Annotated in this window: 19 protein-coding genes and 1 pseudogene; 3 read left to right on the plus strand and 17 right to left on the minus strand. The window is 75.5% G+C overall.

Features of this window, described 5'->3' with window-relative positions; all coding sequences use genetic code 11:
- Window positions 1-121: 121 nt before the first annotated feature.
- The 9 genes from ACLQ2U_RS12840 to recN all read right to left on the minus strand — a co-directional run bounded on the left by ACLQ2U_RS12840 (window position 122) and on the right by recN (window position 12,818).
- The gene (locus ACLQ2U_RS12840) at window positions 122-727 is read right to left on the minus strand and encodes an NUDIX domain-containing protein (RefSeq protein ID WP_425750817.1); all 606 of its coding nucleotides are present in this window, start codon (window positions 725-727) and stop codon (window positions 122-124) included.
- Window positions 724-2,478, minus strand: a complete 1,755-nt coding sequence (locus ACLQ2U_RS12845; protein ID WP_425750818.1) for a CTP synthase — start codon at window positions 2,476-2,478, stop codon at window positions 724-726. The genes ACLQ2U_RS12840 and ACLQ2U_RS12845 overlap by 4 nt, the downstream gene beginning before the upstream one ends.
- 150 nt (window positions 2,479-2,628) lie before the next feature.
- A complete protein-coding gene (locus tag ACLQ2U_RS12850) occupies window positions 2,629-5,022 on the minus strand; it encodes a hypothetical protein (RefSeq protein WP_425750819.1) in 2,394 nt (797 codons plus the stop codon).
- Window positions 5,022-6,188 carry a glycosyltransferase family 4 protein gene (locus tag ACLQ2U_RS12855; RefSeq protein ID WP_425750820.1) on the minus strand — a complete coding sequence of 389 codons (1,167 nt, stop codon included), beginning with the start codon at window positions 6,186-6,188 and terminating at the stop codon, window positions 5,022-5,024. The genes ACLQ2U_RS12850 and ACLQ2U_RS12855 overlap by 1 nt, the downstream gene beginning before the upstream one ends.
- Window positions 6,185-7,870 carry a murein biosynthesis integral membrane protein MurJ gene (gene murJ, locus ACLQ2U_RS12860; RefSeq protein WP_425750821.1) on the minus strand — a complete coding sequence of 562 codons (1,686 nt, stop codon included), beginning with the start codon at window positions 7,868-7,870 and terminating at the stop codon, window positions 6,185-6,187. The genes ACLQ2U_RS12855 and murJ overlap by 4 nt, the downstream gene beginning before the upstream one ends.
- Before the next feature lies 1 nt (window position 7,871).
- On the minus strand, window positions 7,872-8,738 hold the full coding sequence (locus ACLQ2U_RS12865; protein ID WP_425750822.1) for a hypothetical protein: 867 nt from the start codon (window positions 8,736-8,738) through the stop codon (window positions 7,872-7,874).
- 58 nt (window positions 8,739-8,796) lie between these two features.
- A complete protein-coding gene (locus ACLQ2U_RS12870) occupies window positions 8,797-9,735 on the minus strand; it encodes a copper transporter (RefSeq protein ID WP_425750823.1) in 939 nt (312 codons plus the stop codon).
- 27 nt (window positions 9,736-9,762) lie between these two features.
- Window positions 9,763-10,941, minus strand: a complete 1,179-nt coding sequence (gene steA, locus ACLQ2U_RS12875) for a putative cytokinetic ring protein SteA (RefSeq protein ID WP_425750824.1) — start codon at window positions 10,939-10,941, stop codon at window positions 9,763-9,765.
- Window positions 10,942-11,060: 119 nt separating this feature from the next.
- Window positions 11,061-12,818, minus strand: a complete 1,758-nt coding sequence (recN, locus tag ACLQ2U_RS12880; RefSeq protein WP_425750825.1) for a DNA repair protein RecN — start codon at window positions 12,816-12,818, stop codon at window positions 11,061-11,063.
- A gap of 86 nt (window positions 12,819-12,904) precedes the next feature.
- On the opposite strand from recN, the gene ACLQ2U_RS12885 reads away from it, so the two are divergent.
- Window positions 12,905-13,888 carry a helix-turn-helix domain-containing protein gene (locus ACLQ2U_RS12885; protein ID WP_425750826.1) on the plus strand — a complete coding sequence of 328 codons (984 nt, stop codon included), beginning with the start codon at window positions 12,905-12,907 and terminating at the stop codon, window positions 13,886-13,888.
- A gap of 45 nt (window positions 13,889-13,933) precedes the next feature.
- Here the strand turns inward: ACLQ2U_RS12885 and ACLQ2U_RS12890 are convergent, their stop codons facing one another.
- The 6 genes and pseudogenes from ACLQ2U_RS12890 to ACLQ2U_RS12915 all read right to left on the minus strand — a co-directional run bounded on the left by ACLQ2U_RS12890 (window position 13,934) and on the right by ACLQ2U_RS12915 (window position 21,412).
- On the minus strand, window positions 13,934-17,665 hold the full coding sequence (locus ACLQ2U_RS12890; RefSeq protein ID WP_425750827.1) for a S8 family serine peptidase: 3,732 nt from the start codon (window positions 17,663-17,665) through the stop codon (window positions 13,934-13,936).
- A 346-nt stretch (window positions 17,666-18,011) separates the two neighbouring features.
- Window positions 18,012-18,531 (minus strand): annotated as a pseudogene (gene ppnK, locus ACLQ2U_RS12895) (NAD kinase); the annotation flags it as partial.
- A gap of 112 nt (window positions 18,532-18,643) precedes the next feature.
- A complete protein-coding gene (locus ACLQ2U_RS12900) occupies window positions 18,644-19,528 on the minus strand; it encodes an NAD kinase (RefSeq protein WP_425750828.1) in 885 nt (294 codons plus the stop codon).
- A gap of 109 nt (window positions 19,529-19,637) precedes the next feature.
- Complete coding sequence (locus tag ACLQ2U_RS12905; protein ID WP_425750829.1) at window positions 19,638-20,498, minus strand: TlyA family RNA methyltransferase; 861 nt, start codon at window positions 20,496-20,498, stop codon at window positions 19,638-19,640.
- Window positions 20,499-20,517: 19 nt separating this feature from the next.
- On the minus strand, window positions 20,518-20,787 hold the full coding sequence (locus ACLQ2U_RS12910; RefSeq protein ID WP_425750830.1) for a hypothetical protein: 270 nt from the start codon (window positions 20,785-20,787) through the stop codon (window positions 20,518-20,520).
- A gap of 25 nt (window positions 20,788-20,812) precedes the next feature.
- Window positions 20,813-21,412, minus strand: a complete 600-nt coding sequence (locus ACLQ2U_RS12915) for a phasin family protein (protein ID WP_425750831.1) — start codon at window positions 21,410-21,412, stop codon at window positions 20,813-20,815.
- A 113-nt stretch (window positions 21,413-21,525) separates the two neighbouring features.
- Here ACLQ2U_RS12915 and ACLQ2U_RS12920 point away from each other — a divergent pair, with 113 nt between their 5' ends.
- Window positions 21,526-21,861, plus strand: a complete 336-nt coding sequence (locus tag ACLQ2U_RS12920) for an SCP2 sterol-binding domain-containing protein (RefSeq protein WP_425750832.1) — start codon at window positions 21,526-21,528, stop codon at window positions 21,859-21,861.
- A gap of 35 nt (window positions 21,862-21,896) precedes the next feature.
- Here the strand turns inward: ACLQ2U_RS12920 and ACLQ2U_RS12925 are convergent, their stop codons facing one another.
- Both ACLQ2U_RS12925 and ACLQ2U_RS12930 read right to left on the minus strand, forming a co-directional pair.
- Window positions 21,897-22,919: an HAD-IIA family hydrolase gene (locus ACLQ2U_RS12925; protein WP_425750833.1), complete on the minus strand. Its 1,023-nt coding sequence runs from the start codon at window positions 22,917-22,919 to the stop codon at window positions 21,897-21,899.
- Window positions 22,916-23,782, minus strand: coding sequence for a tetratricopeptide repeat protein (locus tag ACLQ2U_RS12930; protein ID WP_425750834.1), 867 nt, complete (start codon window positions 23,780-23,782; stop codon window positions 22,916-22,918). Before ACLQ2U_RS12930 ends, ACLQ2U_RS12925 begins: the two co-directional genes overlap by 4 nt.
- On the opposite strand from ACLQ2U_RS12930, the gene ACLQ2U_RS12935 reads away from it, so the two are divergent.
- Window positions 23,750-24,925: hypothetical protein (locus tag ACLQ2U_RS12935; RefSeq protein ID WP_425750835.1), on the plus strand; the 1,176-nt coding region annotated here is incomplete at its 3' end. The genes ACLQ2U_RS12930 and ACLQ2U_RS12935 overlap by 33 nt on opposite strands.

A 24,925-nucleotide genomic window follows, 5' to 3' on the forward strand; every position in this document is an offset into this window, starting at 1 on the left:
GCCGCCCCGCCCGGTGCCGACCGGTCGGGTGTTCACGCCGCGCCGCCCGCGCCGCCCGCTCCCTGCCGGATGCGGGAGGGGCCGCACGGCGAACCGCGCGGCCCCTCCCGTCGTACCCGGTCTAACAGGGCAGCGGGGCGTCGGCCCGGCGCAGCACCGACCAGCCGGCGTCGCGGGCCCGGGCGGCGGCCAGCAGGCCGGCCACGCACGGACCGTTGGTGATCTCCCCGGCGAGCACCATGCCGACCGCCTCGTCCAGGTCGAGCCGGACGATCTGGAGGTCGGCCTCCTCCTCGCGGCGCTCGTGCCGCTGGTCGGCGGGCACGTCACCCAGGTCGCGGGCGAGGAAGACCCGCACCACCTCGTCGGAGAAGCCTGGTGAGGTGTGCACGTCGACCAGTAGGTCGAGGGTGCCGGCGGTCAGGTCGGCCTCCTCGGCCAGCTCCCGCGCGGCAGCCGCGGGCAGCTCCTCGCCGTTGACGTCCATCAGCCCGGCGGGCAGCTCCCAGAGGTGCCGGCCGACCGGCTGCCGGTACTGCCGGACCAGCACCACCTGGCCGGCGTCGTCGAGCGCCACCACGGCGACCGCGCCGACGTGCCGGACGTAGTCCCGCTGCGCGGTCCCGCCGCCCGGCATGGTCACCTCGTCGGTGACCACGTCGAAGATCCGGCCACGGTAGCGCTCGGTGCGCGAGCGCAGCTCGTAGCGGTGCTCGACGGCGCTCACGAGACGGACGTGGCCTTCACCGCGGCGCCGCCGTTGCGGGCGGCCTTCTTCGCCGCCGGGGCGTCGGCCACCGCGTCCAGGTCCACCGGCAGCTGGTCGGCCTCCGAGTACGCCACGGTCGCCGTGACGAACGCCGCGAAGAGCGGGTGCGGCCGGGTCGGGCGGCTCTTCAGCTCCGGGTGCGCCTGGGTGGCCACGAAGAACGGGTGCAGGCCCCGGTCCAGCTCGATGAACTCGACCAGCCGGCCGTCCGGCGAGGTGCCGGAGAAGTGCAGGCCCGCCTTGGTGAGCTGGTCCCGGTAGGCGTTGTTCACCTCGTACCGGTGCCGGTGCCGCTCGCTGATCTCGGTGCTGCCGTACGCCTCGGACACGATCGACCCCTCGGCCAGCTTCGCCGGGTACGCCCCGAGCCGCATGGTGCCGCCCAGGTCGCCCTTGCCGGCGACGATGTCCTCCTGGTCGGCCATGGTGGCGATGACCGGGTGCGTGGCCTCCTCGTCGAACTCCAGCGAGTTCGCCCCGTCCAGGCCGGCGAGGTGGCGGGCCACCTCGATGGTCATGCACTGCAGCCCGAGGCAGAGGCCGAGTAGCGGGATGCCGTTCTCCCGGGCGTACCGGGCGGTGCCGATCTTGCCCTCGATGCCGCGTACGCCGAAGCCGCCGGGGATGACGATGCCGTCCACGCCGGCCAGGGCGGCCGCCGCGCCGGCCGGGGTGACGCAGTCGTCGCTGGGCACCCAGCGCAGCTGCACCCGGGCCCGGTGGCCGAACCCGGCCGCCCGGATCGCCTCGCTGACCGACAGATACGCGTCGGGCAGGTCGACGTACTTGCCGACCAGGGCGACGGTGACGGTGTGGTGCGGCTGGTGCACCCGGTCCAGCAGGTCGTCCCAGCTGGTCCAGTCCACGTCCCGGAAGGAGAGGCCGAGCCGGCGCACCACGTACGCGTCGAGGCCCTCGCGGTGCAGCACCTTGGGGATGTCGTAGATGCTCGGCGCGTCCGGGGCGGCGACGACCGCCTCCCGGTCCACGTCGCAGTAGAGCGAGAGCTTCTCCTTGAGCTTCTCCGGGATCTCCCGGTCGCAGCGCAGCACGATGGCGTCGGGCTGGATGCCGATGCTGCGCAGCTGCGCCACCGAGTGCTGGGTCGGCTTGGTCTTCAGCTCGCCTGACGGCGCCAGGTACGGCACCAGCGAGACGTGCAGGTAGAAGCAGTTGTCCCGGCCCAGGTCGTGGCGGACCTGGCGGATCGCCTCGAGGAACGGCAGCGACTCGATGTCGCCGACCGTGCCGCCGACCTCGGTGATCACCACGTCCGGGATCTGGCCCTCGGCGTCCGGCTCCGCCATGCCGAGGATCCGGGACTTGATCTCGTTGGTGATGTGCGGGATGACCTGGACGGTGTCGCCCAGGTACTCGCCGCGCCGCTCCTTGGCGATCACGTCCGAGTAGATCTGCCCGGTGGTGACGTTCGCCTTGCCGGAGAGCGCCCGGTCGAGGAACCGCTCGTAGTGCCCGACGTCGAGGTCGGTCTCGGCGCCGTCCTCGGTGACGAAGACCTCACCGTGCTGGAACGGGTTCATCGTCCCCGGGTCGACGTTGAGGTACGGGTCGAGCTTCTGCATCACCACCCGCAGCCCGCGCGCGGTCAGCAGGTTGCCGAGGCTGGAGGCGGTGAGGCCCTTACCCAGCGAGGAGGCGACGCCCCCGGTGACGAAAATGTGCCTGGTCGTCCGTGCTGAAGGGGCCAAGGCCTGCTCCCGTGTCGTCCGTAGCGGTCGTGCGAACCGCCGTGCCGATCAACCAAGTGATCACGCGATCCACGGGATTCCACGGTAACACCTTCCCGACCGTGGTCCGGCGCCGCACCCGAGGTCGAGCCGCCGAAGGCCGGCGACCGGTCACGGCGTCGTGGCCTCGGTCGATGCGCCGACGGCGTCGCCGGAGGCGCGGGCGGCGGGCACCGCCGCGTCCCGGGCGGCGGGTCCGCGCTCCCCGGGCCGCTGTCGCGCACCGTCACGGTCGGCACGGTCCGCCTCGGCCGCGTCGTCGGTGCCGGCCGCTGTCCGGGTACGCCCGGAGCCGGCCGTCCCGCCGCCCTCCGCGCCCTCGTCGGCCTCGCCGCCGGCGGAGTCACCGTCCGGCGCGTCACCGGCCGGCGGGCCACCCGGCCCGTCGCCGCGCTGCCGGCCGGCGCCCGGCTGGGTCCGGTCGGTGGAGTGGTCGAGCACCCGCAGCGAGGCCAGCGCCGCCATCGGCACCACCAGTGCGCCCGCCGCCCCCGCCACGTCCAGCGCGGAGCCGCCCAGCAGCCCGCCGATCACCGCCGCCACGGCGGTACCGGCCATCGCCGCCCGGACCGCCGGATAGATGCCGAACAGCCGCATCAGCCCACCCCAGGGCTGAAGCAGGGCGAACCAGACCAGCAGCGCGCCCACCAGGGCCAGCACGGTCAGCGGGCTGTTCACCAGCGTCTCGAAGTTCGTCGTGCTGGCCCGGTGCACGGTCAGCCCGCCGGTGCCGTCGCCGAGAGCGGCGAGGAACCGGCCCAGCGCGGCGCGCTCCTCCGCCGGCCGGCGCAGGTCCACCACGGCGACGCCGAGGGTCAGCGCCAGCCCGGCCATGGTCGCCCAGACCAGACGGCTGACGGTGAGCCAGCCGCCGGTGCTGATCGCCGCGGTGACCGCCACCCCGGCGGTCAGCGCGATCGCGCCGACCGGGTCCGACCCCAGGTACGGGCTGCCGACGACCACCACGGCCAGCCCGCCGACGGCGACCACCACCATCGGCCGCCAGCCCCGGCGCACCCGCTGGGCCAGCCAGCCGGCGCTGAGCAGCGATCCGGCCAGGAACACCCCGAGGCCCACTGTGCCCAGGCCGGAGAAGCGTCCACCCTCCAGCGCCGAGTAGCCGACCACGCCGTTGAGCTGCAACCGCGCCCCGCTGAGCACGTCCGCGCCGACCACCAGGGTGGCCAGCCCGGCCACCGCGCCGAGCGGGCCGAGGGTCCGCTCGTGCCCGGGGGCGAACCGGACCAGGGCGGTGGCGGCCCCGATCAGGGCCACCGTCACCAGCGCGAACCACAGGCCGGCATGCTCGCCCCGCCACCAGGGCACCGCGTCGGCGAGCAGGGCGGCGGGGACCGCCAGCGCGGCGGCCACCAGCAGCAGTTCCACCGTCGCCACGATCCGCCGGGAGACCGGCGGCGGGCTGTGCGGGCCGGCGAGCCGACGGGCCCGGCGCAGCAGTGGCAGCACGGCCACGGCGAGCGCCACCTGCGCCAGGGCGAGCAGCGCGAAGAACCAGCCCGCCACGGTGCGCTGGGCGCCCGCCTCCCGGTCGGCGTCCGCCGGCGCGGCGATCGCGGTGGCCAGGTCGTCCGGGCGGTCCTCGACCCGGACCGCCGGGCGGCCGAGGAAGAGCCGCTCCGGCAGCGGCCGGCCGAGCGCGGTGAGCGCGGTCGGGGCGAGGTCGACCAGTTGCAGGTAGCCCTCGCGGCCGGTGCTGGCCGAGGTGAGCCAGCCGTGCTCCCAGCCCGGCCCGTCGGCGACGGCCACGTGCAGTCGGGCCGGCGACTCGGTGTCGGAGATTCCGGCGACCATGACCATCGAGCGGGGAGGCCGGGCGGCGAGCACCCGCGCCAGCGCCGCATCGGCCCGACGGGCGTCGGCCTTGCGGGTCGCCGGGTCCGCACCGGTGACCGTGCCGAGGTCGACGACGCTCAGCACGCAGGAGCCGAGCAGCGCGGCGGGGTCCTCGGGCAGCGCCGGGGCGTACCGGTCGACCCGGCCGAACGGGCGGGCGGCGGCGACGGCCGCCCCCGGTCCGACCGCCACCGAGCAGCGCACCGACTCCGACAGCGACCCCGGCACCGCGCCCCAGGGCAGCCGGTCCTGGTTGTGGCGGACCACGCCCTCCTGGTCCGGCAGGTTGGCGCCGATCCCGTCCGGCTGCTCCACGCTCACCCCGACCGGCGGGCAGCCATCCTGCTGGCGGCTGCCGTTCCAGGCCGCGTAGCTGCCGGCGCCGAGGGTGAGCCAGCCGTCGACCGGGCAGGTCGGGCGGTGCGCGGAGCGGGTGGAAAGCGACCCGATCGAGCCCTGCTCGGCCATCCGCCACAGGGTCGGGGTGGTCTGCGGGTCCACGTCGTCCCAGCGCAGCCCGGCCACGCCGGCGAGCACCACGTAGTCGGCGGTGCGCCGGGGCGTGCCGGTGTCCGGCCGGGCCGCCAGCGCGGTCACGCCGAGCACCACCACGAGCAGGGTGAGCAGTACCGGGGTGAGTCTGCGCAGCATCACCGGCGTCCCGTCGACGAGGTGTCCGCGCCGGGCGTCGCCGGGCCGGCGGCGTCCGGGCTGAGCTCGGCGTAGACGGCGAGCAGGGCGGCGACGGTGTCCTCCTCGGTGGGCCAGGTGGCGGCGCGGGCGGCGCCGCGGCGGGCCAGGTCGGCGCGGAGGCTCTCGTCGTCGAGCAGGGACCGCACCGCCGCGTCGACCGCGTCGACGTCGCCGGCCGGCACCAGCACCGCCGCGTCGCCGACCAGCTCGGGCAGCCCGCCCACCCCGGTCGCCACCAGCGGTACGCCCGCGCGCAGCGCCTCCTGGGCGAAGAGCTGCCGGGCCTCCCAGTCGCTGGTCACCAGCGCCAGGTCGGCGCCGGCGAGCAGGTCCGCCACGTCGGTGCGGTGCCCGAGCAGGGTCACCGGCGCCCGGGCGGTGGAGATCCGGGCGGCCAGCGGCAGGTACGCGGGGCCGCTGCCGGCGATGACGACGGCCGGCGGCGGGACCCGGGTACGCCAGCGGGCGGCGGCGTCGACCAGCACGTCGTACCGCTTCTGCGGGTGCAGCCGGCCGACCGAGAGGATCAGCGGCTGGTGCGGTGCGACGCCGAACTCGGCGCGAACGGCGGCCCGGCGGCGGCGCGGCGCGGGCAGGGTCGGCGCGGCGACCGGGGCGAGCCGGGCGTCGGCGGCGCCGAGCGCGGCGGCGCGGTCCACCAGGTCCGCGGACGCGCCCAGCGCGACCCGGGCGGAGCGGGCGACCGTCCGCTCGGCCAGCCGGGAGAGCTGCCCGCGCAGGCCGCCGGCGAGCACGGCGTTGTGCCAGGTCACCACCACCGGGGCGGCCGGCCGGGCGAGGACGGCGACCAGCCCGGCGCGCAGCCCGTGGGCGTGCACCACCTGGGCCGGCTCGGCGGCCAGCGCCCGGCGCAGCGCGGCCACCGCGCGGGCGTCGGCCGGGGTGGGGCTGGCCGGGATCTCCACCGGGGTGAAGCGGGCACCGACGCCGGTGAAGTCGAACTGGTCCTCGGTGGCGGCCGGCCCGCAGACCAGCACCGAGGCGCCGGCCGCGGTCAGCCCTCGGGCCACCGACCGGACGTGCTGCCCCACCCCGCCGGTGCTGGAGGCGAGCAGCAGGACCACCGTGCCGTGCCAACGGGGCGCCGACGTCGCGTCGGTCATCGGGACACCGTCTCCTTCCCGTCACCCCGCTCCGGGGGGATGCCGTCCTCCTGCGTGCCGCGCTCCGGGGCCCGCCGTCGCCCGCCGAGCCGGCGTCGCACCCCCGCGAGCAGCGGCCGGACGTCCGGCCGGTCCGCCAGCCAGGCCACGGCGAGGAACACCACGCCGACCACGGCTCCGGACAGCATGCCCTGCGCGAGCGCCTCCGCTGTCGTCGGGGTGCCGTCGCCGAGGCCGGCCAGCCACCGGGCGGCGGCCACGCCGGCGGGAGCGGCGAGCACGGCGGCGAGCAGGCCGGCGGCCGCCGCCCGGCCGCCGCCGGCCAGGGCGGGCCGGCCGGCGGCGCGGAGCACCGCGGCCACCAGCAGGACCGCGAGGACCAGCATGCCGATCGAGTTGGCCAGGGTGACGGCGAGCACCCGGTCGTCCCGGGGCAGCAGCGCCGCCAGCGGCAGGGCGGCCAACGGCACCACCAGCCAGCCGGTGGTGATGGCGGCGGTCGCCGCCCGGGTGGCGCCACGGGCGTAGAGCGCCCGGGACAGCACGGCGAACAGCCCGTAGCCGACCAGGCCGGGAGCGAATCCCGCGATCGCGGTGGCGGTCGCGGTCACGCCCAGCGGGAAGAACCGCCCCACCGACTCGGCGGTGCCGACCAGGGCCGCCGCGCCGAGGAAGCTGAACAGCAGCACGCCGCGGACGGACGAGGCGAGGGTCCGCCGGTAGCCGTCCTCGTCGCCGGTGGCGGAGGCCGCGGTCAGCGTCGGATAGGCCGCGACCGCGAGCGGTACCGCGAGCACCGCCCACGGCAGCAGGTACATGGTCTGGGCCAGGTTGTAGACCTGCGGCGAGCCGGTCGGGCCGCCGGTGACCCGGTTGAGGATGACCACCAGGGCGACCTGCTGGGCGGTGACGGTGACCGCGCCGGCCACCGCCAGCCCACCCACCTTGGCCCGGGCGTCGGCGGGGAAGGCGTAACCGGGCCGCCACCGCAGCCCGAGCCGTCGCATCGGGATGAGCAGCGACAGCGACAGCACCACCACGCCGAGGGTGGTGCCGCCGGAGAGGATCAGCTCACCGGCCCGGCTCACCTCGGCGACCGTGGCGCCCCGCCCCTGGGTGGCGCCGAAGGCCAGGTAGACCACGATCACGGTGAGGCTGGAGAGCATCGGCGCGAGGACCGGCCAGGCGAACCGCCGGTGCGCCTGGAGCACCCCGGTCAACACGATGCCGATGCCGTAGAGCGGCAGCTGCGGCGCGAAGACCCGGAGCATCCGCGCGCCGGCGGCCAGTTCCGCCGGTGAGCGCGCGTCGCTGATCAGCGAGATGACCGGGTCGGCGAGGAGCGCGACCAGCGCCGCGAGCGGGACCAGCAGGGTCACCGTCCAGGTCAGCAGCGCGCCGGTGGTGGTGGCCACCGCCCGGCGGTCGCCGGCCGCGACCGGTCCGGCCAGCAGCGGTACGACGAGGCTGGCCAGGGCGCCGCCGGCGACGATCTCGAAGATGATGTTCGGGACGGTGTTCGCGACCACGTACATGCCGCCGAGGTCGCTGCGCTCGACGACCCAGCTGAAGACGGCCGTCCGGCCGAAGCCGGCGAGCCGGCTGACCACCGTGAGGACGGCGATGAGGGCGGCCGCTCCGGCCACCCGGCCGGCGCCGGCGAGGGGTGCCGGTCTGGTCACGTCAGTCGGATCGCCGGCCCACCGCGTCGAGCTCACGCAGTACCGGGGTGCGCTGGATGACCTGGGTGAAGCTGACCTTCTCGCTGGCTGCGGTGAGCACGGTGAGCACGGCGAGGATCCCGGCCCGCCCGACCGGGCCGGTCCGCGCGGCCAGCGCCACGCCGAGCAGCGCGCCGATCGCGTTGGCGCCGCTGTCGCCGACCATCACCCGCTCGTCGAGGTCCTCGTCGAGCAGCCCGGAGGCCGCGCCGACGACGCCGGCGGCGATGCCGCCGTGCGGGCCGCGGGCCAGCGGGGCGCCGAGCAGCACGCCGGACTTCAAGGCCCGGCCGGGGCGCAGGTCGAGCAGGTTGAGCAGGTTGGCGGTGCCGGCGACCACGCCGGCGCCGAGCAGCACGTCGACGGTGCGCCCCAACGCGCCCTGGCGCTGCCGGCGGCGGTGCGCGGCGACCGTCGGGTCCGCGGCAAGCAGGGCAGCCGCGGCGACACCCGCGGCACCCACCCCGGCGACCTTGACCATGCCGGCGGTGACCCGGCCCTCGCGCAGCGCAGCGAGGTGCCCGGAGAAGCCCTTGGCGGCCTTCTGCTCGGGCCGGGCGCCGACCACGTCGTCGTAGAGGCCGACCGCGCCCGCGCCGAGCCCGGCGACCAGGGCCGCCGCCCCGGACGGGACGCTGGACGCGCCGAGCGCGCCGGCGGTGGACGCCCCGACGGCGAGCGCAGGCCCGGCCGCGAGGGTGACCGTACGGCCGCGGAAGTTGGTCCGCTGCAGCGCCGGCCCGACCGGCGCGGTCCGGATCTCGCGCAGCGCGTACCGGGCGGCGGCGGCGCCGGCAGCGGCGGCCAGCAGCCGGCCCAGCGCGCTCACGCGGGGCCGCCGGAGGGGACGGGCGGGCGGCTTCCGGTCACCGGGGTACGTGGTTCGCTCACTGGGGCAGTCTAGGCAGCAGCGAACCGGCGTTGTCGCCGACGCCGTACTGGCCGGCCTTCTTCTCGGTGAGCTGCTGCACCAGGGCGAGGCTGGTGACCAGTTGCCCCTGCACGGTGTTGGCGTTGTCGACGGTGGAGATGGTCTGGGCGAGCACCGGGTCGCCGCGCACGACGGCGACCAGGTTGCCCCCGGAGGAGCCGTTGCCGCCGACCACGATCGCGCCGGTGCGGTCGAACTGCTCGGCGACCTTCACCACCGACTCGTCCTTCTTGGCGGAGTCCTTGTCGACGTACGGCTGCCCGCTGACCACCACGACGGCCTCGGCCGGCCCGGTGACCCGGTCCTCGGCGGTCAGGTATCCGGCGTTGCTGTACGCGGCCAGCACCGCCTTGCGGTCGGCCTCGGTGACGGCGGGGGTGCCCTGGGCCCGGTCGAGCAGCACGCTGGCGAGCAGGGCGCTGGAGGTCTCCACCCCGTTGCCGTTGCCAGGCAGCGCGGAGGCGGGCGCGGAGGGCCGGGCGGCGGTCACCGCCAGCTCCATCAGGTTGGTGTTGTTGTCCGGGTTGATGAACTTGTCCTGCAGGTCGACCCGGCCGCTCACGTCGGCCCCGGCGAGCTGGAGCATCTTCAGCACGCCCTCGGTGTGCTCCCGGCCGGTGGGCGTGCTCAGCACCAGGACCCGCTTGCCGGCGAGCTTGCCCGGCAGGACGACCTGCGACATCTGGGCCGCGAACTCCTCCTCGAGCTCCAGCTCCTTCTGCATGTTGTTGACCGACTGGCGCATCTGCTGGTTGTCCTTGCGCAGCGCGTTGACGTTCTCCTTGAGCGAATCCGCCACCGGGCCGTTGAGGGCGGCGGTGCCCACCACCAGGCCGATGGCCAACGCCAGGAAGACCGCGGTCAGGGACACCACGTGGTACCGGAAGTTGATCACGCTTGCAGCCTCTTGATCGGTCGGGGGCTAGAAGAGCTGGCCGAGCTGGAACACGAAATTGTCCCACCACTCGGAGACCACGCCCAAATACGCCTTCCCGACGGTGGAGACCGCCACTGCGGAGGCCATCGCGGCGACCGCCGAGAGGACCAGCAGCAGCAGCGACGAACCGGAGATGCTCTGCCGATAGAGCCGGCTCACGCCCTTGGCGTCGACCAGCTTGCCGCCGACCTTGAGCCGGGTGAGGAAGGTCGAGGCCATGCCGCCGCGGCCCTTGTCGAGGAACTCCACCAGCGTGGCGTGGGTGCCGACGGCGACCAGCAGCGAGGCGCCCTTCTCGTCGGCGAGCAGCATGGCGAGGTCCTCGCTGGTGGCCGCGGCCGGGAAGGTGATCGCCGGCACACCCAGGCCCTCGACCCGGGCCAGGCCGGGCGCCCGGCCGTCCGGGTACGCGTGCACGATCACCTCGGCGCCGCAGCGCAGCACGTCGTCGGTGACCGAGTCCATGTCGCCGATGATCACGTCGGGCGTGTAGCCCGCCTCGACCAGCGCGTCCGCCCCGCCGTCCACGCCGATCAGCACCGGCTTGAACTCCCGGATGTACGGCCGCAGCACGTCCAGGTCGGCCTTGTAGTCGTAGCCGCGGACCACGATCAGGCAGTGCCGACCCTGCATCTGGGTCTGGATGTCCGGTACGCCCACCCCGTCGAGCAGCAGGTCGCGCTCCTGGCGGAGGTAGTCCATGGTGTTGGCGGCGAACGCCTCCAGCTGGACCGACAGGCCCTCCCGGGCGTCGGCCATCGCCTTGGCCACGGTCTCGGCGTCCTGCAGGTCGCCGTGCGCCACCGGCTCGTCGCCGACGAAGACGGTGTTGCCCTCGATCCGGATGGTGTCGCCCTCCCGGATCCGCTCGAAGACCCCTTCGCCCAGGTCGTCCAGGAGCGGGATGCCCGCGCCCACCAGCACCTCGGGCCCGAGGTTGGGGTAGCGGCCGGAGACCGACGGTTTGGCGTTGAGCACCGCGGCGACGCCGACGGCGACCAGCGAGTCGGCCGCGACCCGGTCCAGGTCGACGTGGTCGATGATCGCGATGTCACCGGGGCGGAGCCGGCCGGCCAGCCGCTTGGTCCGACGGTCCAGGCGCGCGGTGCCGAGGACTGAGCCCGGTTCCGCGTTCCGGATCCGGCGCAACGTGGGTAGACGCATCGTGACCATCCTGGCATGTGAGGCAGGCTTCTCTGTCGCGACATGCCTGAGCAGGGCCGCCTACCCAGGGAAGCACACCGGAGCGCAGGCTGGTGTGCTTGCGCTCACAATAGCGGCGGTCAGGGCCGCCTTTCCTTGGCCGCCACCGCCAGGAGTTCCTCCGCATGCGCGATACCCAGGTCGGAATCGGGCAAACCCGCGAGCATCCGGGCCAGCTCACGGGCCCGCTCGGTGTCCTCCACCACTCGCACCCCGCTGGTGGTGACCGCTCCCCCGGTGTCCTTCGCCACCACCAGGTGCCGGTCGGCGAAGGCGGCCACCTGCGGCAGGTGGGTGACCACCAGCACCTGGTGGCTGCGGGCCAGCCGGGCCAGCCGGCGGCCGATCTCCACCGCCGCCGTGCCGCCGACGCCGGCGTCCACCTCGTCGAAGACCAGCGTGGGCGGGCCGCCGGAGCCGGCGAAGACCACCTCGATGGCGAGCATCACCCGGGACAGCTCACCGCCGGAGGCGCCGCGCTGCAGCGGCAGCGAGGGGGCACCCGGGTGGGCGAGCAGCCGCAGCTCCACCTCGTCGGCGCCGTCCGGGCCGATGCCGGCCTCGGCGCCGTTGACGGTCAGGGTCGGCTCGGCCTTCCCGGCCGGCCGGGGCACCACCGCCACGTCGATCCGGGCGTGCGGCATGGCCAGCCCGGCCAGCTCGACGGTGACCTGCTGGGCGAAGCGGACCGCGGCCTCCTGTCGGGACGTCGACACCCGGCCGGCCAGGTCGGTTACCTCGCCGGCGAGCCGGGACGCGTCGCGGTCCAGCTCGTCGAGGAGCTCGTCGGAGGTGTCCAGGTCGGACAGTCGGGTGCGGGCCCGCTCGGCCCAGGCGATCACGCCGTCGACGTCGTCGGCGTACTTGCGGGTCAGCGCCCGCAGCGCGGCTCGGCGCTCGTGGAGAACCTGCAGCCGGGCCGGGTCGGCGTCCAGCGACGCCAGGTACGCCGACAGCTCGGCCGAGACGTCCCCGACCAGGGTCGCCGCCTCCTCCAGCCGGAGCGCCAGCTCGCCGAGGGCCGGATCGGTGCCGGCCTGCGCCTCGAGGGTGCGCCGGGCGGTGCCGAGCAGCGCCGTGGCGTCCGGGGTGTCGTCGGCCGCCTCCACCCCGCCGGCGACGCACTGGTGGGCCAGCTGCGCCGCGGTGCGCAGCCCCTCGGCGTGCTCCAGCCGCTGGGCCTCCGCCTTGAGCTCGTCGTCCTCGCCGGGCTGCGGGTCGACCCGGGTGATCTCGTCCAGTCCCAGCCGCAGCAGGTCGGCCTCCTGGTTGCGCTGCCGGGCGTTGCGCCGTCGGTCGGCCAGGTCGTCGACCACGTGCCGCCAGCGCGCGTACGCCTCGCGCAGCGCGTCGAGCAGCTTCTCGTGGTCGGGGCCGGCGAACCGGTCCAGCGCGGCCCGCTGCTCGGCCGGCCGCAGCAGCCGCAGCTGGTCGGACTGCCCGTGCACCGCCACCACCTGCTCGCCGACCTCGCCGAGCATCGACACCGGCATGCTCCGGCCGCCCAGGTGGGCCCGGGAGCGACCCTCCACGGTGACCGTGCGGCTCATCAGCAGCGAACCGTCCTCGTCGGGCTCGCCGCCGGCCTCCACGATCCGGGCGTGCACGGCCGCGGCGACCCGGCCGCCGAGGCGCAGCCGCCCCTCGACCACGGCCTTGCCCGGCTCGGCGCGGACCCGCCCGGCGTCGGCCCGGCCGCCGAAGAGCAGGCCGAGACCGGTCACCACCATGGTCTTGCCGGCACCGGTCTCGCCGGTGATGACGTTCATCCCGCCGGTCAACGGCAGCGTGGTGTCCTCGATAACGCCCAGTCCGGTGATGCGCAGCTCTTCCAGCACAGCACCCGACAGTAGACGCGGGGCCCGACAGTTGACCAGCCCGCGACGCCGCATCGGGGAACGCGGGCGGCGTACAGTCTTGCCCCGTGTTGCACGTGATCGGGCTGACCCCGGGCGAGGAGGAGCTCTACCGCTCCCTCGTCCAGCTCACCACGGCCCGGGTCGAGGAGCTGGTCGAGCGGCTGCGCCGGCCGCGCGCCGAGGTCGTCGCGGAGCTCGACGCCCTGCGCGGCAAGGGACTGGTGCTGCCGGCCGGGCCGGAGCCGGATGCGCCGCTGCGGCCGCTGGCACCCGACGTCCCGCTCGGCGAGGCGCTGCTGCGCCGGCAGGAGGCGTTGGAGACGGCCCGCGCGGCGGTCACCCAGCTGACCGAGGAGTACCGGGCCGGGATGCGGCGGCACGACGTCGACCACCTGGTGGAGGTGATCACCGGGGCGCGGGTGCTCCGCGAGCGCCTGCGGGACCTGCAGGACGGTGCCCGGGTCGAGGTGCTCTGGTTCTGCCGGGCCAACCCACTGGCCATGTCCGGCGAGGAGAACGTCGAGGAGTTCGACGCGCTGGCGCGCGGGGTGCGCTACCGGGCCATCTACGAACGCGAGATGCTCCTCGAACCGGGCGCGCTGGAGGACCTCGAGCGGGGCGTCCGCGCCGGAGAGCAGGCCCGGGTGCTGGACCGGCTGCCGGTGCGGCTGGCCATCGTCGACGGCCGGACGGCGATCTGCCCGCTGGTGCCGGACCGGGACGGCGGCGAGCCGACCGCCGCGGTGATCGGCCGCAGCCAGCTGCTCGACGCGCTGGTCGCCCTCTTCGAGAGCCACTGGCTGATGGCGACGCCGGTGCGCTCGTCCGCCCCGCCCGCCGACCGGGCGGGTGACGGCTACCGGCCGGACGCCGACGAGGCCCGGCTGCTCTCGCTCTTCGTGGCCGGCGTGCCGGACAAGTCCATCGCCTCCCAGCTCGGGGTGAGCCGCCGTACCGTGCAGCGTCGGCTGGCCGATTTGATGGCGGTCGCCGGCGTGGATACCCGGCCCGGGCTGGCCTTCCAGGCCGCCCGGCGGGGCTGGATCTGAGGCGACGGGGCGGGACGGCGCCACGGCCGTCCCGCCCCGCCCGCGTCAGCGCAGCCCGTACGCGTCGACCACGGTCTGGTCGACGGTGTTCCCGGCGCGGTCGCCGGCGTGCACCCGCAGCGACACCGCGCCGCGTCCGGCCGGCACGGTCGCGGTGAACTGCGTGCCCGAGCCGCGCACCGGCACGGTCCGCCAGTTGTGTCCGCCGTCGAACGACACCTCGACCCGCACCCCGACACCGGTCGGCGCCGGTACGCCGGCCGGCTGGCGCAGGGTCAGCCCCACCTTGTGCGGCTGGCCGCCGGGCACCTCGCCCCGCAGGTCCGCCGGGACCTGGTAGTCCACCTGCAGCAGCGACAGCGGCTGGGCGGCGTCACCGGTGGGCCGGGCCGAGGTGAACTGCCAGGCCGTCTCGGTACGCGTGGCCCACCGCCACTCGTCCGAGGAGCGCTGGGTGGTGATGTCCAGCCGGTACCGGGCCGCACCCGGGGTGGTCGGCACCGGTGCCCAGCCGCCGGAAAGGTCAGCGATCTGCTGCCCGTCCCGGCTCAGCCGGCGCTCGACGGTGTCCTGCTCCTCGCTGAACCCGGCCGGGCTGTAGTGGCCGTCGGCGTCGACGAACTCGGCCACCCGCAGGTCGAGGTTGTCCCCGGTACGCGTGGGCACCGCCACCCCGGGACCCGCCGGCACGGCCGGCCGGACCACCGGCGCGTACCAGGTCGCGGTGACCCGGTCGTCGGCGGCGTACTGCCGGGGCGGCTGGATGGCGCCCCCGAGCAGCCGGCCCCAGGACCATTGGAGCCGGTGCAGCATCCGCTGCTGCCACCAGTTGTCCCCGGCGCTGACGAACTCCTGCCGCACGGTGCCGGTACGCACCAGCCGCTTTTCGTCCAGCCAGGAGTACTCCTGCCAGGGCCGCCAGCCGAACCGCTGCTCGTCGGCCCAGTCGAACCCGCCGGTGTCGGCGTAGCGGGCGGTCACCTCGGCGGTGTTGTCCGCGGTCACCCGGTGCACGATGCGATCCGGGATCCGCCCCTTCGACACCTGCCACACGTCGTACAGGTAGGGGCTGTTCGGGGTCAGCGTCAGGTCCAGCGTCACGCGTCCGGCCTTCGCCGCCGCGATCATCCGCTGCCCGTCGTCGTACGCGACCACCATCGACGGGATCGGCAGGCGGTCCCCGTCGGGAGCCCAGTCCGTCCACGCGCTGAAATTCGCCGGGCGGACGATGAGCACCATCGCGGCGCCGGCCGCGGTGGCGTCGGCGACGACCTGGTCCTCTTCGGTGCGGTCGGGTCTGCCGAAGACCAGCGCGGCCGCACCCCGGACCCCGGCTTGGGACAGCTCGGCGGGGGTGCCGTCGCCCGCCCACACCAGCGGCAGCTTCCGCCGGCCGTCCGGAGCCGGCGACTGGCGCAGCAGGTTGATGTCCAGCGGACCGGAGACGTTGCTGACCGTGGCGTCCACCATCGGGGCGACCAGCTGCCAGCGGGAGGCGAACTCGAACTCGCCCTGGCGCACCGGCCGGGTCGGCGTGACGTTCACCTGCTGGATCGTGCTGAACTCCATCACGCCGTGGTCGACCTGCCGGCCGTTGCCGAAGATCCGGTGCTCGAAGAAGCTGATCACCGCCCGCTGCTCGGTCGGCTTCGGCGTCTCGATCCGCACCGGCGTGGCCTTGCGCGGGTCGAGCACCACGGTGAGGTCCCGGTCGACCATCAGCTCGGGATCGGTGACCAGGGTGAGCTGCTCGTCCAGCGGTGCGCCGTGATGGATCAGCCCCTCGAGCAGGTACGGGCCCTCCTCGACCTGCACCTGCACCTCGCCGGGGATCCAACCGAGCTGGTCCGACTCGGAGTGCTCGCCGAAGAGGGTGAACACCGTCGCCACGCCGAGCTGCCCGGCCATGTCCAGCGCGCGCAGGGTGACGGTGTGGATGGGGCCGCTGAGGGTGAGCCCGACGGCCGTACGTACCGCGACACCGTCCGCGCCGGTGGCCACCAGCCACCCTCCGTGCACCCCCCGGTCCAGCTTCGCCGGGTCGGCGTGCAGCGGGACGTTCACGCTGCCGCCGGCCGGCACGGTCACCTCCGTGCCGTCGAGCGACACCCCGTCCGGCTCGGCCGCATCGCGGTCCAGGTTGCGGAGCTCCAGGGCCAGCCGCACGGTCTGCGGGGACGACGTGCCGTTGGTGTACGTCACGGTCCGCTCCACCACCGCACCGCCGGTGTTCACCCGGCCGAAGTCGGCGGTGGCCGAGCCGTACACCCGCTGGCTCAGCGCGCGGGCCACGTCGACCCGGCCGCCGCCCTGCTCGAAGACGGTCAGCGCGGGGTTCGCCTTCGTCGTGCTGACCAGCGCGTCCTTGAGCTTCCCGGCGGTCCAGTCCGGGTGTTCCTGGGCGAGGATCGCCACCGCGCCGGCGACGTGCGGGGTCGCCATCGACGTCCCGGACGCCCGCGTGTACGCGTCGTCCACCGGCGTACCCATGGTGGTGCCGGCGGCGCGGGCGGCGACGATGCCGACGCCCGGCGCGGTGATCTCCGGCTTCAAACCGTTGTCGCCGAGCCGGGGGCCGCGGCTGGAGAACTCGGCCAGGTTGTCGTCGCGGTCCACCGCCCCGACGGTGAGCGCGGCGCTGGCCGCGCCCGGCGTGCCGACGGTACCCGGAGCGCCGTTGTTGCCGGCGGCGATCACGAAGAGTGTGCCGGTCTCGGCGGTGAGGTCGTTGACCGCCTGGCTCATCGGGTCGGTGCCGTCGGTGGCCGAGCCGCCGAGGCTCATGCTGACCACCTTCGCGCCGGAGCGGGCGGCCCACTCCATGCCCGCGATGATGTCCGAGCCGTAACCGCTGCCGTTGTTGTCGAGCACCTTGCCGATCAGCAGCTGCGCGCCGGGGGCGACGCCCTTGCGAAGCTCGTTGGAGGCGGCGCCGCTGCCGGCGATGGTGGAGGCCACGTGTGTGCCGTGGCCGTGGCCGTCCCGGGCGCTGCCGCTGCCGGTGAAGTCCTGCGCCTCGGCGATCCGGCCGGCCAGGTCGGGGTGGCCGGCGTCGACCCCGGTGTCGAGCACCGCGACCCGGACGCCGTTGCCGTCCCGGCCGGCCGCCCAGGCCGCCGGGGCGCCGATCTGCGGCACACTGTGCTCCAGATCCGCGTGGACCCGCCCGTCCAGCCAGACCCGGGCGATGCCGGCGCCGAGCCGGGGCGCGCCGGCGGTGGTCCGTGCCTCCGGCGCGCCGCGCAGCTTTGTCCACAGGCCGCCGAGGTCGCCCTTGCCGACCCGCAGCGCCGCGCCGTTGATGCTCTCCAGCGGCCGGGCGGCGGTGGCGCCCGCGAGCGGCCGCACCCGCCCGGCGGCCGGTTCCTGGTAGCGCACGATCAGCGGCAGCGCGCCCTGCGCGCCGTCGCCGTAGCCCTCGGCGACCAACTCCTCCACGTCGAACAGGTTGGAGTCGAGCACCCCGGCGGAGACGTACGGCACGACGTCGCTGGGCAGCACCCGCATCCGGCCGTCGGCCTCCACGGTGTGGAAGGTGATCCGCTCTCGGCCGGGGCCGGGGTGGACCGTGGCGGCGACCCGGCCGGGCGCGGCCTGGACCAGGTCGACCTGGTCGCCGGTGATCAGAGTGATGCGGGCGGGCGCGGCGCCCGGAGTGAACGCGGCCGGGCTCGGGCCGGCCGGCGGGGCGGGCGGGGCGGCGGACGCCGGTACGGCGAGTCCGACCACCATCGCGCCGACCGCGCCGGCGGCGAGCCAGCGTGGGTGCCAGTGCATGCGATGTGCTCCTCTTCTCAGACGGCCGGTCCCAAAAGATCGACCGATCGGAGTCTGCGACGGAGATCATCGATGGTCACTAGTTGCGGCCCGCCGCATCGGCGACATGTCGCCAGGTGGACAACGGACGGCCGGGGCCGGACCGCCGGATGTCCGGCGGGTTGCCCGGCGATAGCCGGGCCACGGGCCGGCACGTCAGCGGCGGCGGGTCGCCCCGCTGGTCAACGAGAGGGAACTGCCCGCCAGCCCTGCAAGGGGGCGGGTCCAAGCCGGTACCAGCGGGCGGCAGAACGCGCATGCGCGCCAGTCGGCGGCGGACGGTGCGGCGACCCGGCCGGCCCCCGAGTCACCGGCGGCTACCGCGCCAGCCCTGCACCGGCAGGTCGAACTTGGCGACCAGCCGGTCGGTGAACGGGCGGGCCGGAGCCGGACGACGCGCACCGGCAGCGCGCCCCGAACGGGTCCACCGTGATCGAGAAGGTGGAGGTCGGCGCGGTCACCAGCGGGCGGCTGAACAGCGCGTGCGCGCTGATCGGCACCAGCAGCAGGGCCTCCACCTCGGGCCAGACCACCGGCCCGCCGCCGGAGAACGCGTACGCGGTGGAGCCGGCGGGGGTCGCGCAGACCACCCCGTCGCAGCCGTACCGGAACAGCGGGCGGCCGTCCACGTCGACGAGCAGCCCCAGCATCTGGGCCCGCTCCCCCTTCTCCACGCTGATCTCGTTCAGCGCCCACGACTCGATCGTCGGGCCGCCCTCGAACTCGGCGGTCACGTCGAGGGTGAGCCGCTCGTCCACCGTGTAGTTGCGCCCGACGACGTCGCGTACCGCCAGGTCCAGATCGTCGATCTCCGCCTCGGCGAGGAACCGACCTTGCCGAGACGGAGATCACTGCCCCGGTCACCACCTGCCGGCCGCCGCAGCGACATGTCGCCAGGTCGACAGCGACGCTGCCAGCGCGGGTCGCCGACGGTGACCGTCAGCGGCGGCTGCCTCGCCAACCGTGCACGGGCAGGCCGAACTTGGCCACCAGCCGGTCGGTGAACGGCCGGGCCCGCAGCCGGACGATCCGGACCGGCAGCGCGCCCCGCCGCACGGTCACTCGGGCCCCCGGCGGAAGGTCGTAGACCCGCCGCCCGTCGCAGCAGAGCACGGCGAGGGTGGTGAACGGGTCGACGGTGATGGAGAAGGTGGAGGTCGGCGCGGTCACCAGCGGACGGCTGAACAGCGCGTGCGCGCTGATCGGCACCAGCAGCAGCGCCTCCACCTCCGGCCAGACCACCGGCCCGCCGCCCGAGAACGCGTACGCGGTGGAGCCGGTGGGGGTCGCGCAGACCACCCCGTCGCAGCCGTACCGGGACAGCGGGCGGCCGTCCACGTCGACGAGCAGCTCCAGCATCTGGGCCCGCTCGCCCTTCTCCACGCTGATCTCGTTCAGCGCCCAGGACTCGATGGTCGGGCCGCCGTCGAACTTTGCGGTCACGTCGAGCGTGAGCCGTTCGTCCACCGTGTAGTTGCGCCCGACGACGTCGCGCACCGCCAGGTCCAGATCGCCGATCTCCGCCTCGGCGAGGAAACCGACCTTGCCGAGGTTGATGCCGAGCAGCGGCGCCTTCGCCGGCCGGGCCAGCTCGGCGGCGCGCAGGAACGTGCCGTCCCCGCCGAGCGCGAAGACGATCTCGGTGCCCTCGGCCGCCTCCGGGCCGGTCACCGGCACCACGCCGGGCAGGTCCAGGTCGTCGGCCTCCTCGGCCACCACCCGTACCTCGAAGCCGGCGGCGATCAGGTCGGCGGCGACCGCGCGGGCGTGCTCGGTGCTGCGCCGCCGTCCGGTGTGCGTCACCAGCAGTGCGGTCCGGCTCACCGGGAGAACCGCCCGTCCGTGCCGGTCCCGCTCGCACAGTCGCTGACGCCCACCGGGTCCCGCCTCTCCGCCACGGTCGCGTGGCTCCGCCGCGCGACGCTCTCCGCGCTCACCCTGCCACCTCCTCGGTGGTCGCATCCGGCCCGTCCCCGAACGGCGCCAGGCCCTCCGGCCCGGCCGCCACCACGGTCCGGACCCGGTCCGGGTCGGCCGCCGGTGCGTCCCGGCGTAACCATACGAAGAACTCGACGTTGCCGCTCGGGCCGGGCAGCGGGCTGGCGGCCACGTCGGCCAGGCCGAGACCGAGGTCGGCCGCCGCGGCCGCCACGTCCAGCACCGCCTCGGCCCGCAGCGCCGGGTCACGGACCACGCCACCGGCGCCGACCCGCTCCCTGCCCACCTCGAACTGCGGCTTGACCATCAGTGCGAGGTCGCCGTCGGCCCGGGTGCAGCCGGCCAGCGCCGGCAGCACCAGGCGCAGCGAGATGAACGACAGGTCGGCCACGGTGAGGTCGACCTCGCCGCCGATCACGTCGGGGGTGAGGGTACGCACATTGGTCCGCTCGAAGACCCGCACCCGCTCGTCGATGCGCAGCGGCCAGGCGAGCTGGCCGTAGCCGACGTCCACGGCCACCACCTCGGCGGCGCCGGCGCGCAGCAGCACGTCGGTGAAGCCGCCGGTGGAGGCGCCGGCGTCGAGGCAGCGCCGGCCGGCGACGGTCAGCCCACCCGACGCGAAGACGGCGAGCGCCCCGGCCAGCTTGTGCCCGCCCCGGGAGACGTACTCGGCGGTGGGGTCCTCGCCGGTGACCAGCAGCGGATCGGCCGGGTCGACCATCGCGGCGGCCTTGCGCGCCGGCACCCCGCGCAGCAGGACCCGGCCGGCCTCCACCAGCGCGGCGGCCTGCTCCCGGGAGCGGGCCAGTCCGCGACGGACGAGTTCGGCGTCGAGCCGGGTACGACGTGCCATGGGTGGTTCTCCGGTCGGTTCAGGCCTGGTCGATGGTGGCGAGGGTCTCCCGCAGCGTCTGGTAGGCCGCCTCGTACTGGGCGATCTGGTCCGCCGGGGTAAGCCCCTCAGCGTTGATCATCGCCTGGACGGCGGCGTCGACCGCCGGGTGGTGGGCCTCCTCGACGTCCACGTCCGACCCCGGGCGCGGCGGACCCGGTCGGGGGCCGGGCGGCGGGCCGGGGCGTGCCCCCGAGGGCGGACCCGGTTGCGCGCCGGGCGGCGGGCCGGGACGGAACGGGCCGGTCACGACGCACTCCGGCCGCTGGCGGGCGTCATTCCGCGCCGCCGGTGGTCCGCTTGCGCGGGGCGTCCTTCTTCGCCGGCCGGGCTGCCGGAACGACGTCCTCGCCGGCCGTGGTGCTCACCGCCGCCGGCGGCTTCTTCGCGATGGACTTCTTGGCCACGGCCTTCTTCGCCACCGCCTTGGTCGAGGCAGGGGCCGACGCGTCAGCGCGGGAGGCATCCGCACCGGACCCGTCGCCCGTGGACGGACCCGTCACGGCACCGCCGGCCGGGGACGTACCGGGGGCGGAGACGCCGGCGGCGGGCGTGCCCGGGAGGAACCCACCGCCCTTGGCCTCACGGAGGTGGCGTTCCAGCTCGTGCACCCGGCGGGTCAGCTCGGCGACCTCGTCGGCGGTGGCGAGCCCCACCGCGCCGAGCGCCCGGTCCACCTCGAAGCGGACCAGCTTGGTCAACGCCTCCCGGTTGGCCGCGCTCGTGGAGAGGAGTTCCTCGGCGAGGGCCTGGATCTGCGCGGCGGTGGCGCCGCCGGTGCCGACCAGTCGCCGCACGGCGTCCTGGGCCCTCTTCCGGGGCGCCTCCGTCAGGCCCATGGCCAGCTCGAGGTAGGCGCGCCACGCGTCCTGCATGCCTGAGTCCTTCCGTGGAGCGGGGGGTGTGCGGGTCTCACGCTACCGGCGTCCCGCGCGGCCCATTGGGGTACGGTGCCGGGGAACGGCGTGGCGGACGGTGAGGAGACGATGTGGCCAGCGTGGACGAGTGCCGGCAGGCGTTGCAGGACCTGGCCGCCCGGCTGGACCGGCACGCCGACGTGCAGGACCGGATCGATCTGGACCGCACCCTGGCCTGCCGGATCACCGACCTGGAGACGGCGTTCCACGGCCGGATCGCCGGCGGCCGGCTGGTCGACCTGACCGACGGCGACGACCCCAAGGCCAAGATCGCGCTGGTCACCAAGAGCGACGACCTGGTCGCGCTGGTGCACGGCCAACTCGACGTCACCAAGGCGGTCGCCTCCCGCCGGGTGTCCATCAAGGCGAACCCGTTCGACCTGATGAAGCTCCGCAAGCTGCTCTGAGCGACCTCCCCGGGGGCGCCGCCGAGCCTGGTGGATCAGGCCGTCAGGCCGAGCGCCGCGAGCGCCCGCTCCGCCTCCGGCGAGGCCGGCCGCACCTGCGGCTCGGCCGACGCCGCCGACCAGGCGGCCGCGCAGAGCGCCGCCAGGGCGTCCAGCGGCCGTCCGGCGCCGCGCAGCTCCAGCCCGCCGTCGACCACCGCCGCGGACCATCCGCCGGCCTCCGGCCGGCCCGGCACCGGGACCACCGCCGCCGGGTCGAAGAGCCCGGCCAGGTCCGTCGAGACGTACGTCGGTCGCCGTCCCTCGGGGGCGGCCAGCAGCTCGGGTACGTCGCTGACGCCGGTCAGCACCAGCAGGCTGTCCAGCCCAGCGCGGCGCGCGCCCTCGATGTCGGTGTCCAGCCGGTCGCCGACCACCAGGGTCCGGCCCTCGCCGGCCCGCCGGGCGGCGGTGGCGAACAGGGCCGGTTCCGGCTTGCCGACCACCATGTCCGGCTCCCGCTCCAGCGCGTGCCGCAGCGCGGCCACCAGGGAGCCGTTGCCGGGCAGCGGGCCGCGCCCGCTGGGCAGGGTCCGGTCGGTGTTGGTGGCGACCCAGGTCGCCCCGGCCCGGATGGCGACCGACGCCTCGGCCAGGTCCACCCAGCCCACCTGCGGCCCGTACCCCTGCACCACGGCGGCGGGCGACTCGTCGGCCCGGGCCACCGGGGTGAGCCCGACGGCGCGGATCTCGGCGCGCAGCGCCTCCGCCCCGACGACCAGCACCGCGGCCCCGGCCGGCAGCCGGTCCCGCAGCAGCTCGGCCGCGGCCGCCGCGGAGGTGAGCACCTCCTGCGGCTCGGCCGGTACGCCCATCCCGCTGAGCAGGTCGGCGACCTCGCTGGAGCGGCGTGACGCGTTGTTGGTCGCGAACGCCACCGCCCGGCCGTCGGCGCGCAGCCGGCCGACGGCGTCGACCGCGCCGGGGATCGGCCGGTCGATCAGGTAGATCACCCCGTCCAGGTCGAAGACGACCAGGGCGTACCCGTCGACCAGCCGGTCCCCGGCGACCTCGGTCATCGCTGGTCCGACTCCGACTCCGACTCCGACTCGGCCGCGGGCTGGTCGGTCCCGGTCGGCGCCTCCCCGGCGTCCGCCGTGCCGTCGCCCGGAGCCCGGCCGTTCAGCCCGGCGGTCTCCGGCGCGAGGTCGGACGCGGACGGGTCGACGGCCTCGTCGTCGGTGAGCCCGTCGTCGGTGAGCCCGTCCGCGTCAAGGTCGTCGTCGTCCTCGTCCTGGTCCAGGTCGTCGTCCTGGTCGCCGTCGAGGTCGTCGCCATCGAGGTCGTCGTCGGCGAGGTCGTCGTCGGCGGCTGCCGTCGTCAGGTCGGCGTCCGGCAGGGCCGGCACGGCGCCGGGAGCGCCCGGGCCGGTGGCGATCTCCTCGGCCGGCTCGTCGTCCTCCTCGTCGCCCTCGATCACCACACCGTCGAGTTCGAGCAGCCGTTCCGCGGCGTCGGTCTCACCCTCGGCGTCGGAGTCGGCGGCACGGGAGAACCACTCCCGGGCCTCCTCGCGGCGGCCCACCGCGAGCAGCGCGTCGGCGAACGCGTAGCGCAGCCGCGCCGTCCACGGCTCGGCCGATTCGGTGGTCAGCTCGCGGACCTGGAGCATCGCCACCGCGGCGTCCTTCTGCCCCAGGTCGCCCCGGGCGCCGGCCGCCACGATCAGCAGCTCGATGGCGACCGCCTGGTCGAGCTTGTCCCGGTCGGCGCCGCGGAACAGGTCAATCGCCCGCTCCGGGCGGCCCAGCGCGCGCTCGCAGTCGGCGAGCACGGCCAGGTGGCTCTGCAGGCCGGACATCCGGTGGTACGTGCGCAGCTCGGCGATGGCCGTCTGCCACTCCCCCGCGTGGTACGCGGCCAGTCCGACCGCCTCACGCACCGCGGAGATCCGGGAGGCCAGCCGGCGGGCCGCCATCGCATGGGCGAGCGCCTCGGCCGGGTCCTCGTCGATCAGCTGGCCGGTCGCGACCAGGTGCCGGGCGACGGTCTCCGCCACCGGCTTGGCGAGCGAGAGCAGCTCGGCGCGGACGGCCGTGTCCAGGTCGCTCGCGGAGATCTCGTCCGGCAGCGCCGGCGCGGCCGTACGACCACCCTCGACCTCGTCCCGCCGTTCCCGGTCGGCGCCGTAGCCTCCCTCACGACGCCGGTCGTCGGAGCCCTGACGGTCGTCGCGACGTGGCCGGTCGCCGTATCCGCCACGCTCGCCGCCCCGGTCCGACCGCGCCCGGTCGCCGCCCTCGCGACGGTCCCCGCCACGGAAGCCGCCCTCGCGGCGCTCGCCACCACGGACGCCACCTTCACGGCGCTCGCCGCCGCGGAAGCCACCCTCACGCGGGGCCTCACCGTCGCGGCGGAAACCGCCCTCACGACGGTCGCCACCACGGACGCCACCTTCACGCGGGGCCTCGCCGTCGCGACGGAAGCCGCCCTCGCGGCGCTCGCCACCACGGACGCCACCTTCACGGCGCTCGCCACCGGCGAAGCCACCCTCACGACGGTCCCCGCCGCGGAAGCCACCCTCACGACGCTCGCTACCAAGGACGCCACCCTCGCGGCGCTCGCCACCGGCGAAGCCGCCCTCGCGGCGCTCGCCACCACGGACGCCACCCTCACGGCGCTCGCCACCGGCGAAGCCACCCTCGCGACGGTCCCCGCCGCGGAAGCCACCCTCACGGCGCTCGCCACCACGGACGCCACCCTTTTGGGAGTCGCCACCGCGGAAGCCACCCTCACGGGAGTCGCCACCGCGGAAGCCGCCTTCGCGGCGCTCGCCGGCACGGGAACCGGCGTCGCCGTCCCGGCGGAAGCCACCCTCACGACGGTCACCACCACGGAAGCCACCCTCACGGCGTTCACCGCCGCGGAAGCCGCCCTCACGGGAGTCGCCACCACGGAAGCCACCTTCGCGGCGCTCGCCGCCACGGAAGCCACCCTCACGGGAGTCGCCACCGCGGAAGCCGCCCGGGCGGGAGTCGCCGTCGCGGGAACCGCCCTCACGACGGTCTCCGCCCCGGAAGCCGCC

The organism is Micromonospora sp. DT47 (assembly GCF_049844475.1).
Taxonomy (GTDB): domain Bacteria; phylum Actinomycetota; class Actinomycetes; order Mycobacteriales; family Micromonosporaceae; genus Micromonospora.